Here is a 13,197-nt window from a genome sequence, read left to right as displayed (position 1 = left end):
CGACCTGCCGGCCGCGCTGCTCGGCCGGCGCGCCGACCTCGTCGCCGCACGCTGGCGGGTCGAGGCCGCCAGCCGCAACGTCGCGGCCGCCCGTGCGGATTTCCTGCCCAACGTCAGCCTCACCGCGCTGATCGGGCTCGCGACGCGTGGCGGCGCCTCGCTGTTCCAGGCCGCGTCGCGCACCTACAACGCCAGCCCGGCCGTGAGCCTGCCGATCTTCGACGGCGGCGAACGGCGCGGTGTGCTGCGCAGGCGCGACGCGCAATACGACCTCGCGGTCGCCGGCTACAACAAGACGCTGATCAGTGCGATCGGCGAGGTGGCCGACGACCTGCACCGGCTGCATTCGCTCGGCGTGCAGACCGACGCGCAGCAGCGTGCGTTCGACTCCGCCACCGATGCGTGGCGGCTCGCCGACGCGCGTTACCGGGCCGGTGTCGGCAGCTACCTCGACGCGCTCGTCGTGCGCCAGCAACTGCTGGTCGCGAGCCGCGAGGTCGCCGCGCTGCGCGCGCAGCGCGCGGACCAGTCGCTGCAACTCGTCGCCGCGCTCGGCGGCGGCTTCCGCGCCGAGCCGGACGACGCCGCGCTTGCCGCCACTCCTTCCCAACGTCCTTGACATCGAACCATGAGCAGCGACAACTCCTTGCAGACTCCCGCGCGACCGGCCACCGTCGATCCCGCCAGCGCCCGCCAGCAGCCGGCGGCCGACCACACCGCCGCGCCGCGCGCACCGGGCGGCCCAGGTGGTCCTGATGCCCGCACGCAACCGGCACCGGGCGGTGGTGCACCCGCAACGCCGCCGGCACCACCTGCACGGCGCAAGCGTCTGGTGCGCGCGCTCGTCGCCGTGTTCGTACTCGGCATCATCGGCTGGGGCATCTGGTACGTGATCGTCGGACGCTGGTACGAATCCACCGACAACGCGTACGCGCAAGGCAACGTCGTCGAGCTGACGCCGCAGGTGACGGGCACCGTCGTATCGATCGACGCGGACGACGGCAACTTCGTGCACGCCGGCACGCCGCTCGTCCGCCTCGACCCGAGCGACGCGCAGATCGCACTCGCGACCGCGCAGGCCGATCTCGCGGCAACGGTGCGCAAGGTGCGCGGCCTGTACAGCAACGAGCGCGGGCTCGCGAACAGCATCGATGGCGCACGCGCCGAACTCGATACGCGACGCACCGCGCTCGACAAGGCGAAAGCCGACTACAGCCGCCGCGAGGATCTCGGCCGCTCCGGCGCGATTTCACGCGAGGAGCTCGCGCATGCACGCGACACGCTGACGTCCGCGCAAAGCGCATACGCGGCCGCGCAAAGCGCGCTCGCGACGCTGAGCGAGCAGCACCAGACGAGCAAGGCGCTGATCGACGACACCGCGGTCGCGTCGCACCCGGACGTGCAGGCCGCGGCCGAACGGCTGCGAGCCGCCTACCTCGCGCATGCCCGCACCGACATCGTCACGCCCGTCACCGGCTATGTCGCGAAGCGGACGGTGCAGGTCGGGCAGCGCGTGTCGCCCGGCGTGCCGCTGCTCGCGGTCGTGCCGCTGCGCGAGCTGTGGGTCGACGCGAACTTCACCGAGAAGCAGCTCGAGCACATGCGCATCGGGCAGCCGGTCGAACTGACCGCCGACCTGTACGGCGACGCGGTGCGCTATACCGGCCGCGTGCAGAGCCTCGGCGTCGGCACCGGCAGCGCGTTCTCGCTGCTGCCCGCGCAGAACGCGACCGGCAACTGGATCAAGATCGTGCAGCGGCTGCCGGTCCGCATCGAACTGACCGACCCGGCGCAGCTCGACGCGCATCCGCTGCGCATCGGCCTGTCGATGCACGCACGCGTCGACCAGCACGACCGCAGCGGGGCGATGCTGTCGCATCGCGAGCAGCGCGCGCCGGTATTCCGGACCGACGTGTACCGCGACGAGCTCGCGCGTGCCGACAGCCTGATCGCCGACGTCATCCATGCGAACCAGCCGGCGGCGGTGCGCGCGGAGGCCGTGCGATGAGCGGCCCGATGGCGGCCGCCGACAGCGGCTTTCGTCCGTCGAGCGTCGGTCTGACGACCTTCGGCCTCGCGCTCGCGGTCTTCATGCAGGTGCTCGACGGCACCGTCGCGAACGTGTCGCTGCCGACGATCGCCGGCAACTTCGGCGTGAGCACGACGCAAAGCGCGTGGGTCGTCACGACGTTCTCGGTCAGCAACGCGATCGCGCTGCCGCTGACCGGGTTTCTCGTCAAGCGCGTCGGGCAGGTGCGGCTGTTCGTGTGGGCGACGCTCGCGTTCACGTTCGCGTCGCTCCTGTGCGGCTTCGCGCAGAACCTGCCGCAGCTCATCGCGTTCCGCGCGCTGCAGGGCCTGGTGGCCGGGCCGATGATCCCGACCACGCAGGCGCTGATGCTGTCGATCTACCCGCCGCAGCGGCGCGGCTTCGCGTTGTCGATGATCGCGATGGTCACCGTCGTCGCGCCGATCGCGGGGCCCGTGTTCGGCGGCTGGGTCACCGAGCATTACTCGTGGCGCTGGGCGTTCCTGATCAACCTGCCGATCGGCGTGTTCGCCGCGATGTGCGTGTTCGCGCAGATGCGTGCGCGCGTCGAGACGACGGTCGCCGCGCGTGTCGACTATGTCGGCCTCGCCGCGCTGATCGTCGGCGTCGGCGCGCTGCAGATCGTGCTCGACAAGGGCAACGAAGCCGACTGGTTCAACTCGACGTTCATCGTCGTGATGTCGGTGGTCGCGGCATTCGGCATCGCACTGTTCGTGATCTGGGAGCTCAACGAGCCGAATCCGATCGTGAACCTGCGGCTCTTCGCGCATCGCAACTTCGCGGCCGGCACGCTGACGCTCGTGCTCGCCTATTCGGCGTTCTTCGCGGTCAACGTGATCGTGCCGCAGTGGCTGCAGCGCACGCTCGGCTACACGGCGTTCTGGGCCGGGCTCGCCGTCGCGCCGATGGGCGTGATCCCGGTGCTGATGACGCCGTTCATGGGCAAGTACGCGCCGCGCTTCAACATGCGCGTGCTCGTGTGCTGCGCATTCGCGATCCTCGGCACGTCGTCGTTCCTGCGTGCGGGTTTCGTGCCCGACATCGACTTCACGCACATCGCGCTGATCCAGCTGCTGCAGGGCCTCGGCCTCGCGCTGTTCATCATGCCGATCAACAGCATCCTGCTGTCCGACCTGAAGCCGGACGAAATCGCCGCGGGCTCCGGCCTGTCGACGTTCCTGCGCACGCTCGGCGCGAGTTTCGCAGTGTCGATCACGTCGTTCCTGTGGGACCGGCGCGCCATTCTGCACCACGCACAGCTCAGCGAGCACGTGAGCGCGTTCGATCCGGCCGTGCGTGCCGAAGTCGCCCGGCTCGGCGGTGGCGATCCGCAACGCGCGGCCACGCTGCTGAGCAACCTGGTCGATGCGCAGGCGTACCAGATCTCTTTCAACGACGTTTCGTTCGCGCTCGGCTGCGTGTATCTCGCCGTGATCGCGGTGGTCTGGCTCGCCCGTCCGCCGTTCGGCCCTGGCGCGGCCGCGAAACGATGAAGCGGGCGCTGCGCGGCCCGTTCCGACCCATGCTGTTCAATTCGATGGAGGTTGTCCCGATGCCTACCCACCACGCCGGCGCCATGCCGCCCGACCTGGCGACGCTCGCCGTATTCGACGTGACGGAATTTCCGTTCGTCGTCGTGCGCAACGATGCGATCGCATCCACCGGCTACGCGCAGCGCTGGCTCGACGACATGCACGTGCTGATGCGGCACGGCGAGCCGTTTGTCATGATCTTTCCGCCGGCCCGCCCGGACGAAGCGCACGACGACCGCAAGGAACGCGGCATGTGGCTCAAGCAGAACCGCGCCGCGCTCGCCGCGGTCTGCCGTGCGCTCATCACGATCGAACCGGACCCGGCCGAACGTGAAGCGGCCCGCGCGAACGCGTCCGGTATCGAAAAGGCGTTCGGCATGCCGTTCGACGTGGTGGCTTCGCTCGACGATGCGAAGCAGGCAGGCCGGCAACGTCTGGCTGAGGCGGTCTAGCGCGGCCCGTTCGCGCGCAACGTCTCGAACCGTTTGCGCAAGTCCGCCTGAATGCAGATTCCAACTAAACGAACGGGGTGGCTTGTATGTATGGACTGGATTGTCTGAAATGGTTGGTACCCGGCGACACGGACGCGTCATGGCAGAGAATGACCGACGCAGCCGCCGGAATGGGGTTCGACAAGGTCGTGCTGATCGTGTTGCCGTTTGCCGGCGCGTCGTTCGATCTCGCGCGCAAATGGAGCAGCGGCGTGCCCGGCTGGACGGCGCTGTACCGGCAGCGCCAGTTCGACCGCGTCGACCCGATGCTGCGGCACTGCTTCCGTTCGGCACTGCCGCTCGTCTGGGACGACGCACTGTTCGCGCTGCCGGAGCAGCGTCCGTGTTACGAAGCGGCCGCCGCGTACGGCATGCGCAGCGGCGTCGTGCTGCCGGTGCGCGGCGCGAAGGGGGAGGTCGGCATGCTGTTGTGCGCGAGCACGGACGAGCTCGCTGCCACGCGCGAGCACTGCGACCGCCATCTCGCGGTGCTGACGCTGCTGCGCGACGTCGCGTGCGAAGCGATCGCCGGCACGCGCTGCCATGCGCCGCCGGACAGCGTGCCGCGGCTCAGCCGTCGGGAAGTCGAATGCCTGCGCTGGCACGCGGCCGGCAAGACGTCATGGGAAATCGGCCACATCCTGAACGTGACCGAGTCGTGCATCAATTTCCACTTCATGAACATCCGCCGCAAGTTCAACGTGTCACGTCGGCATGAAGCCGTGCTGCGTGCGGTCGAGTGGGGCTTGATCAGCATTTCCGACGTGACGGTGCCGACCTGATGCCGGTGCGTCGCCGAGCCAGCGGTCCAGAAACGCGCTGAGCCATGCGGCCGTCGCGCGGTCGTGCCGCCGGCCTTCCCGTGCCTGCGTCGCGAGATCCTGCGCACCGGGCGCCGACAGCTTGTGCGCGGCGGCCGTGCTCCAGCGCCGCATCATCGGATAGCTCACTTCCGGATGGAATTGGACGCCATACGCGCGCGGCCCGTAGCGCACGGCCTGGTTCTCGAAGTGCTCGCCGGTCGCGAGGATCTCGAGCCCGGCAACGCGCTCGAAGCCCTCGCGATGCCACTGGTAGACGTGCGACGGCCACGACCCGAGCCGCCGGCCGGCGGGCGTCGCGGCGATCGGCCAATAGCCGATTTCCGCGCGCCCGTCGCGATGCGCGGTGACGCGGCCGCCCAGATGACGGATCATCATCTGCGCACCGAGGCAGACACCGAGGAAGGGCGCAGACTCGCGCAGCGGCACGCCGATCCAGTCGATTTCGTCCTGAATCCAGCGATCGCCGTCGTTGGCGCTCATCGGGCCGCCGAACACCACGGCCCCCGCGTGGTCGGTCAACGTTGCCGGCAGCGGATCGCCGAGCGGCGGGCGGCGAATGTCGAGCGGATGGCCGCGCGCGGCCAGCAGCCGGCCGATCCGGCCAGGGCTCGACTGTTCGCGATGCAGGACGATCAGGATCGGACGAAGGGCGGAGTGCGTCATGTCGTGTCGGGAGGGTCGTGAGTTCGGGAGGTCGTGACGGTCGTCATGCAGGACGTCAGCCCGGCTGGCCGCGCAGCGCGTCGAACGACACCATCACCTGTTCGCGATAGGCGGGCCGTCGGCACAGCCGGGCATACCAGGCCTCGACGTGCGGCAATGGCGGCCGCTCGACGTCGAGCGCGAAATAACGGAACAGCGTCGCGCCGGCCGGAATGTCGGCCAGGCCCGGCGTCGCCCCGCCCAGGAAGGGCTGGGTCGACAACAACCGGTCGAGCAGCTGGAAATGCGTCGCGCTGCGCGCGGCCTTGTCGCGCACGAGCGCGTCGTCGCGCCGCTCCGGCGGCGTTCGCACGAGCGCCCAGAACAGCCCGGTCATCACGTCGGGTTCGAGCGCGGTCTGCGACCAGTCCATCCAGCGCTCCGCGCGCGAACGGGCGAACGCGTCGCGGCACCAGAACGGATTGTTCGGCACGCGCGCGGCGAGATAGCGCAGGATCGTGTGCGACTCCCACACGACGTCGCCGTCCCAGTCGATCACCGGAATCCGGCAGGTCGGGTTCAGCGCAGCGAACGCGGGCGTCTGCAGCGAACCGTGTTCGCCACCGGCCGCGATGTGCCGGTACGGCACGCCCAGCTCGCCGATCAGCCACAACACCTTCTGCACGTTGAACGACGTGCGGCGGCCCCAGACGGTCAGCATCGCGCGGGATCCTCGCAAGCGGTGGCCTGCTGCGCGCACGCCGCGTAGCGATCGAGACCGGCCGCGAGATCGGCGATCAGGTCGTCCGGGTCCTCGAGGCCGATATGCAGGCGCACGCCGCGGCTGTCGGCCGGCCAGCGTGCCGCGAGGCCGTGCGCGTCCAGCTCGAACGGCAACGCGAGGCTCTCGTAGCCGCCCCACGAATAGCCGAGCCCGAACAGCGCGAGGTGGTCGAGAAACGCTTCGACCGCGCGCGGCGGCGCCGGCTGCAGCACGATCGAGAACAGCCCCGACGCGCCACGAAAATCGCGGCGCCACAGCGCATGTCCGTCGTCGCCGGGCAGGGCCGGATACAGCACACGCTGCACTTCGGGGCGCGCTGCGAGCCAGGTCGCGACCGCGAGCGCATTGCGCTGGTGCTGCCGCAACCGCACGCCGAGCGTGCGCAACCCGCGCAGCGCGAGATAGACGTCGTCGGGGCCGGCGCACAGCCCGAGATCGCCATGCAGTTGCTTCAACGCGGGCCAGGCGCGCTCGCTGGCCGACACGGTGCCGAGCATCGCGTCGGAATGCCCGACCAGATACTTGGTGCCGGCCTGGATCGACAGGTCGATGCCGAAAGCATGCGGCTGGAAGAAGAGCGGCGTGGCCCAGCTGTTGTCCGCGATGACCAGCGCGCCGTGCGCCTGCGCGAGGCGGACGAGTGCCGGGATATCGTGCATGTCGAACGTGTAGGAGCCCGGCACTTCGATGTACAACGCACGCGTGTTCGCACGGAATGCGGCCGCGACGGGCGTACTGCCGTCGTACCAGGTCGTCTCGACGCCGAGGCGCGCGAGCACGCTTTCGCATGCATGGCGCACCGGGCCGTAAACCGATGCGGTCATCAGCAGGTGATCGCCGGGCTTCAGGCAGGACAGCAGCGCGAGCGTGCACGCGGACAAACCCGACGGGCACAGCACCGCGCCGGCGCCGCCTTCGAGGCGCGTCACCGCGCGCTCGAGCGCGTCGGTCGTCGGCGTGCCGCGGCGGCCGTAGATATACGGCTGCGTGCGGTTCAGCAGATCGGACACCGTCGGGCTGAGCACGGTCGACGCGTGATAGACGGGCGGATTGACGAAGCCGTGCCAGGCCGCGCTGTCGCGGCCCGCGTGCATGAGCCGCGTGTCTTCGTGCAATCCGTCGTTCAATCGATCATGCAGGGTGCCGCCCGATTGCGACGGATGTGCGGCGGACTTCAAGGCCATAGCGCGCACCGTTCCCAGCGCTGACCGGCGCGACGATACGCCTGCCGCGCGAAGCGACGCGCGCTGTCGGCACGCCAGAATTCGGCTTCGTCCGGCGCGAGCGTGTACAGGTGCCAGTCGTCCGACACGAGGGCAGGGTCGGCGGCCAGCCGCGCGAGCTGCGCGTCGATCGCGCGCGTCAGGTCTGCGGGATCGTCGAGCCGCTCGCTTTGCCGGCCTGCCAGGATGCTCGCGCGTGAGCGCTCGGGGCGGCCCGCGAAATCCGCGTGGCCTTCGGCGGCCGGCAGGCGCTCGACCGGGCCGCTCAGGCGGACCTGGCTCGCGATCGCCGGCCAATAGAACGTCAGCGCGGCGAACGGCCGGTTTTCGATCTGGCGCCCCTTGGGGCTGCGCGTGCTCGCCGCGAAATGCCAACCGCGCGCGTCGACGTTCAGCAGTACGACGGAGCGCGCGTCGGGCCGCCCGTCCGGGCGAACCGTCGACAGCGTCATCACCTGCGGTTCGACGGCGCCTGCGGCAACGGCTTCGTCGAGCCAGCGTTCGAATTGCGCTTGCGGCGTGTCGGGCCAGTCCTCGGCCGGAACGTGCGGCGCCGCATGTGCGAGGGTTTTCAGCGCCTTCAGGCGCGTGGCGATCGTATCCATGGCGAGCCTCAGGCGATGCCGAATTGCGTCGCGCGGGCAATCAGCCGATGCGCGGCGAGATAGTCGGGGACTTCCGCGAGGAAACCGTCAACGACGGCCGCGGCCACGCGGCGGCCGCCGGATTCGCGTCGTGCGGTGTCGAACGCGTCGATCACGCGGCGGGCGAGGGCGACTTCATCGGCCGTCGGCGTCAGCACGCGATTCACGACCGGCACGAACTGCCCGTTGACGATCGCCTTGGCCTGGTATCCCAGGCCGCGCGACACGCGCATGTCGAGTTCCGCGCCTTCGTTGTCGGCATAGCTGTACGGACAGTCGATCGCGGTGACGCCGACCGCCGCGCACTCCACCCGAAAGCGCGAGCGCACGTAGTCGAGCTCGCGGCCCGCGCGGGTGCGCTCGGCCGCCATGTCGGCCACCATGTCCTCGGTCGCGACCAGCACGGCCGACACGCGCGGGCTCGAACGCGCGATCGCCATCGTGTTCACGAGGCCCAGCGTCGTCTCGATGTTCGGCACCAGTTCGGTCGAGCCGGGCGCGATATCGTATTCGCGCTCGAACCGCGTGACCGCTTCGTCGAGCGCGACGACCTGCTCGGGCGTGGCGACGTACGACATCATCACGATGTCCGGCCGACCGCGCATCGCGGCGCGCAGGTCGTCGATACCGCCCGCATCGAGCGGGTTCACGCGCACGGACGCAAGGATGCCGGCCTCGCGCCAGCCCGCGAGCACGCGTTCGCTGAGTTCGCGCGCGGCCGGACGACGGTCCGGCGGCGTAAAGGTTTCGAGTTCCTGGATCAATACGTCAGCGCCGCTCGCGGCGCCGTCGACGAGCGCATCGTGATCGGCGCCGGCGAGGAACAGCCAGGAGCGGCGCAGGCGGGAAGGGCGTCGGTGGGTCGTTGTCATGCGTGGATTCCTGTAGGGCGTGTGGTACGCGTATCGACGGCGCGGGCGTTCAGCCGGCACGCATCATCTGGTTGAAGATGTTCTTGCGATGCATTTCCTCGGTGCCGCCGACGCTCATGAAACCCAGCGCGTCCGACGCGAATGCGGCCACCGGCCCGGCCTGGTAGCCGAGGCTGCCGTACAGCCGCACGAGGCCGAGCGCGCCGTCGACGAGGTCCTGCGCGCCGACCAGCTTCGCGATCGAGCAGGTCATCAGCGCCTGCGGGTGATCCGTCAGCAACTGCGCGAGCGCGCCGCGCGCGAGCCACGTGCCGCGCTCGATGCCGATCTGCAGGTCGACCAGACGGCGCTGCACGTACTGGTGTGCGTCGATCGTGCTGTCGAAGCTGCGCCGGTCGCGGCAATAGTGGATCGCGTCGCGCAGATACGGTGCCGTCACCTGCGCGGCGACGAGCCCGTAGTAGAGGCGGCCGAGCGAGATGATGTCGATCAGGTTGCCGAGCCCCGCGCCCGGTTCGCCCAGCAGCTGGCCGCGCGTAATCGGACAGTCGTCGAAGTGCAGTGCACCGGTGGGCAGGTCGTCGAGGCCGAGCTTGCGGTCGGGTTCGGCGACCGTCATGCCCGGCTGGTCGCGATCGACGATCACGAGCGCGGTGTTGCGTCGGCCGAGCGTCTCGATGCGCGTGACGACGAGGATGAAGCGCGCGAGCGGCGCGTGCGCGATGTTGAATTTGCTGCCGGTCAGCCGGTAGCCGTCGCCGTGCTCGACCAGCTTCGTCGCGATGCTGCGCACGTCGGTGCCGGTACCCGGTTCGGCGATCGCCGTCGCGCTCAGTTCGCCACGCAGGATCGCGCCGAAATAGCGGTCCTGCTGGGTCGCCGTGCCGTATCGCTCGAGTGCGCGCACCATGCCGGCCTGCGCGATCACCGACAGCAGCAGCGCCGGGCGGCGAATCGACGATGCGAGCCCCTCGAGCGCCGCGGAAAAGTGCCACCAGCCGTGACCGTCGCCGCCGTACGTTTCCGGCACGATCATGTCCCACAGTCCTTCCTGGCCAAGCCGGGTCCAGCCGGCCTGGTCAAATCCCGCCGGCGTGCGAGCGTCGCGCTCCGCGGCGGCGATCTCCGTGCCGATGTCGCGAAAGCGCGCGAGCGTCGCATGCTGTTCCTGCGTCCAGTCAAAGGGCATCTGTCGTGTCTCCGGTCGAAGCGGCGCGGCCTTGGACGGCGCGCCAGCGATGCCGACAAGGTTAAGGGGGCAGGGACAGTGCAGGTACTGGCAATAGTGGTAGTTGCAGGGTGAATGAGTGACGTCAGCCGCCTGACCGGACGCCGCCTATAATCGCTATCAGCTTCTCCAAGAAATCGCGGTTACCAAGGTGGGGGGTGTCCAAATGGGACAGTGCCGTCGCATCTGTTCGCGCTTCGTCCTCGCAAGCTCGATCGCTGGTCTGACAATACTGGCGTGCCCGGGACACGCGCGCGCCGAGGAGGATCCTTCGAGTTCGCCGAGCGGACTCAAACCATCGGGGAGAACGCTCAACGTGTATGCGGTGTATGGCGACGGACGCGCGACCGAGGGTGGCGACATGCATTGGCGTGCGTACGAAGTCGGCTTCGGTGACGTCTTGAACGATTACCTGTCGGTCTACCTCGCGTACATGAACGAGGGGCATCCACTGGATCACCACCGTGACGGCTTTGCCGCCCTGGGTTCGTTTCGTTGGCCGGTCGGCAGTCGTCTGGCGCTCGAATTTTCGGCGGGCCCGTATTTCAGCATGGACACGACACATGTCGACGACCAGCCACGCAATGACAAGCGCTGGGGCGTGCGCGCGTCGGCAGCGGTGCGGTATTACGTCGTTCCCAATCGCTTCTTCCTCAAGCTGCAGTACAACCACGTTCAGATGATCGGCGGATTCAATTCCGACGCGGTGCTCTTCGGTATCGGCTCGGATTTCGGCGGCAATCCTGGCCCGGCGTTTTCGGACGGCAAGACGCAGGTCGGCGTTTGGGCCGGAACATCGCAGACGAACCGTCCTCAAGTGCCGATCGAAAAGGGATACATGGTCGAAGTCAAGCGGCCGCTCGGCAATGCGTGGGCCTATTCGGCGAGCTTCGTCTATGAAGGCAACAATGGCGTTGCCGGCCGACGAGGCGTGGCCGCGCAATTCTGGTACGTCGCGCCGATCAAGAGCAAATGGACGCTTTCGGCAGGCGTCGGTCCGTATCTCTCACGGGATCGGAACGAGGTCTCGGGCAGGACGCGACTCAATGCGTTGCTCAGCGCGCAAGTGGCCTATCAGATCACGAACGATTGGGAGGCGAGCTTGCGCTTCAATCGTGTCGCAACCCGCAACGACAAGGACCAGGACATGTTCATGGTCGGCGTGGCGCACAATTTCTAGTGAATGACCTTGAATCGGTTCGGCTCGCGCATCGTCAGTGTCACCAATCCGGCTGGCTGCATGGTCGGCTCCGCGTTTGCTCAACCAGCCGTCCAGCACACCAGCAGAGAGAGTGACGAACTAAACTCAGTTAATTCCACATTGCGAAAAGCGACGCAGGACGTGGCTTTCGCGAATAAGCGCCGGATTGTCGCGCAAAAACTTCCAGAATTTACCTCCCGATTTGGGTACTAAATTCTGGAAGTTTCTGCGACGGGAACTAACGCTCGCACTGCCATTTCGTCTTTGATCTGGCGGCCACCCAGTACAGCACGAGTTCGCTCTGCCCAGATCTCGCGAGCGATATGAATCGTCCTGCACCGAACTGATCGATTGGTGGGGAAAGGCCTTGGGCAGACCGGTCAATTCGACCAGATCGCCGTTGCCGAGCAGGGTCGCGCCGGATCCGAATGCGCGCAGCAGTTCCAGGCCGCGTTCCAGGGAGCGGTTCGACACGGTCGAAGTCGAGCCGCGTTCGGTTGCGTCGGACGAACGCGAGGGGCGGGGTTCACGCATGGTTGCAGTCGCTCGGGATGATGGGAAATGGGAGGGTGTCGAGTGCTTTGCCTGGACGGCCGCGCCATCGTATTCGGCCGGCTATTCGTCGGAGTCTGTCGCGAGCCACACGACCTGATCGCTCCAGGTCTGGTCGCGTGTAAAGCGGAACAGTTTGTCCTTGAGCAGGCGGATCCACGCATCGACTAGACGAGACGGACGATTTTCGCGCAACGTGCTGATCGATACGGTCGAGCGGATGGCCGGCCGTTCAATCGCGATCGCCTTCAGCTCGCCCCGCGCCAGTTCCTCCTGGATCGCGACGTAGGTGAGCAGCGAATAGCCGACGCCTGCACGAACGAGCTGCTTGGTCAGCGCGACACTGTCGATCTCGAATTCGACGCGCAACCGGACGCCGTGCTGGACGGCGGCCTGATCGATCAGCCGCCGATTGCTGTGCGGCAGGCCGGGCAGGATCAACGGCATGTTCGCGAGGTCGCGGATCTGCAATGCCTTTCGCGCGGGCGCCGCATCGGGCGGTGCGACGACGATCAGCGGCTCGCTGAAGAGCGGGACGATGTCGAACGCATCGAGCGGCGGCTGGTTGTAGACCACCGCAAGATCGACGCGACGGTCGAGCACCCATTCCTGCAGCGAGTTGCTGAGCCCCTCGCGAACATGGAGCGATACGCCGGGCCAGTGCGCGTGAAAGTCGCGAACGAGGTCGGTGCCGATCAGCCGGCCGATCGTCGGCGGCAGCCCGACGGCAAGATAGCCACGCTCGGCATCGACGCTGGCGCGTACCTGGTCTGCCGTTTCGCTGACCAACCGCGTAATCATCTCGGCATGCTCGAGGAGCCGAGAACCCGCGGCCGTCAAGCGAACGCCGCGTCCGTAGCGGGTGAACAGCGTCACGCCGATTTCTTCCTCGAGCTTGGCGATCTGCCGGCTCAGCGCCGGTTGCGCGATATACAGCTCCGCGGCCGCGCGGCTGAAACTGCCGGCGCGGGCGACGTGGATGAAGCTGCGCAGTTCTCGAATATCCATGTCGGTTTTGAGCTATGCCTTCGTGGCATAGAAATACATGTTCATAAGGTCTTTGTCAAAGAAGTCGGCCGATTCTATGCTGCGAACAGATAGCAAATCGACCCATAACGATTCCGGAGACACCATGCATCGTCATCCTCACGCCC

13 protein-coding genes and 1 pseudogene are annotated in these 13,197 nt (G+C 67.8%); 6 read left to right on the top strand and 8 right to left on the bottom strand.

Translation table 11 applies throughout. From position 1 onward, the window contains the following. The 5 genes from F3J15_RS26820 to F3J15_RS26800 form a co-directional block, all read left to right on the top strand. Window positions 1–619: TolC family protein (locus tag F3J15_RS26820; protein WP_166895021.1), on the top strand; the 619-nt coding region annotated here is incomplete at its 5' end. 9 nt (window positions 620–628) lie between these two features. Then, window positions 629–2,008, top strand: a complete 1,380-nt coding sequence (locus tag F3J15_RS26815; RefSeq protein ID WP_240159085.1) for an HlyD family efflux transporter periplasmic adaptor subunit — start codon at window positions 629–631, stop codon at window positions 2,006–2,008. After that, entirely contained in the window at window positions 2,005–3,543 is a 1,539-nt protein-coding gene (locus tag F3J15_RS26810; RefSeq protein WP_039364060.1) for a DHA2 family efflux MFS transporter permease subunit, read from the top strand. The genes F3J15_RS26815 and F3J15_RS26810 overlap by 4 nt, the downstream gene beginning before the upstream one ends. A 59-nt stretch (window positions 3,544–3,602) precedes the next feature. After that, window positions 3,603–4,034, top strand: a complete 432-nt coding sequence (locus F3J15_RS26805) for a hypothetical protein (RefSeq protein WP_240159087.1) — start codon at window positions 3,603–3,605, stop codon at window positions 4,032–4,034. A gap of 86 nt (window positions 4,035–4,120) precedes the next feature. Next, a complete protein-coding gene (locus tag F3J15_RS26800; RefSeq protein WP_083265881.1) occupies window positions 4,121–4,855 on the top strand; it encodes an autoinducer binding domain-containing protein in 735 nt (244 codons plus the stop codon). Here the strand turns inward: F3J15_RS26800 and F3J15_RS26795 are convergent. The 6 genes from F3J15_RS26795 to F3J15_RS26770 are packed head-to-tail and all read right to left on the bottom strand — an operon-like array spanning window position 4,778 to window position 10,251. Continuing rightward, complete coding sequence (locus F3J15_RS26795; protein WP_166895019.1) at window positions 4,778–5,560, bottom strand: glutamine amidotransferase; 783 nt, start codon at window positions 5,558–5,560, stop codon at window positions 4,778–4,780. The two genes, F3J15_RS26800 and F3J15_RS26795, sit on opposite strands and share 78 nt — an antisense overlap. A gap of 55 nt (window positions 5,561–5,615) precedes the next feature. Beyond that, window positions 5,616–6,260 carry a glutathione S-transferase gene (locus tag F3J15_RS26790; RefSeq protein ID WP_089445687.1) on the bottom strand — a complete coding sequence of 215 codons (645 nt, stop codon included), beginning with the start codon at window positions 6,258–6,260 and terminating at the stop codon, window positions 5,616–5,618. Then, the gene (gene metC, locus F3J15_RS26785; RefSeq protein ID WP_166895016.1) at window positions 6,254–7,507 is read right to left on the bottom strand and encodes a cystathionine beta-lyase; all 1,254 of its coding nucleotides are present in this window, start codon (window positions 7,505–7,507) and stop codon (window positions 6,254–6,256) included. The genes F3J15_RS26790 and metC overlap by 7 nt, the downstream gene beginning before the upstream one ends. Beyond that, complete coding sequence (locus F3J15_RS26780; RefSeq protein WP_166895014.1) at window positions 7,498–8,151, bottom strand: pyridoxal 5'-phosphate synthase; 654 nt, start codon at window positions 8,149–8,151, stop codon at window positions 7,498–7,500. The genes metC and F3J15_RS26780 overlap by 10 nt, the downstream gene beginning before the upstream one ends. Before the next feature lie 8 nt (window positions 8,152–8,159). Continuing rightward, the gene (locus F3J15_RS26775; protein ID WP_069248017.1) at window positions 8,160–9,062 is read right to left on the bottom strand and encodes a CoA ester lyase; all 903 of its coding nucleotides are present in this window, start codon (window positions 9,060–9,062) and stop codon (window positions 8,160–8,162) included. 49 nt (window positions 9,063–9,111) lie between these two features. After that, window positions 9,112–10,251, bottom strand: a complete 1,140-nt coding sequence (locus F3J15_RS26770) for an acyl-CoA dehydrogenase family protein (protein WP_166895012.1) — start codon at window positions 10,249–10,251, stop codon at window positions 9,112–9,114. 205 nt (window positions 10,252–10,456) lie between these two features. Between F3J15_RS26770 and F3J15_RS26765 the strand changes: the two genes are divergently transcribed. Then, window positions 10,457–11,470, top strand: coding sequence for a hypothetical protein (locus tag F3J15_RS26765; RefSeq protein WP_166895011.1), 1,014 nt, complete (start codon window positions 10,457–10,459; stop codon window positions 11,468–11,470). 384 nt (window positions 11,471–11,854) lie between these two features. Here the strand turns inward: F3J15_RS26765 and F3J15_RS26760 are convergent. Further along, a pseudogene (locus F3J15_RS26760) lies at window positions 11,855–12,025 on the bottom strand (helix-turn-helix domain-containing protein); the annotation flags it as partial. An 81-nt stretch (window positions 12,026–12,106) separates the two neighbouring features. After that, the gene (locus F3J15_RS26755; RefSeq protein WP_166895009.1) at window positions 12,107–13,051 is read right to left on the bottom strand and encodes a LysR family transcriptional regulator; all 945 of its coding nucleotides are present in this window, start codon (window positions 13,049–13,051) and stop codon (window positions 12,107–12,109) included. Window positions 13,052–13,197: the final 146 nt, after the last annotated feature.

Origin of the sequence: Burkholderia sp. Ap-955 (genome assembly GCF_011753045.1) — a bacterium.
GTDB lineage: Bacteria > Pseudomonadota > Gammaproteobacteria > Burkholderiales > Burkholderiaceae > Burkholderia > Burkholderia lata_D.
This window is presented reverse-complemented; position numbering and strand designations above follow the sequence as displayed.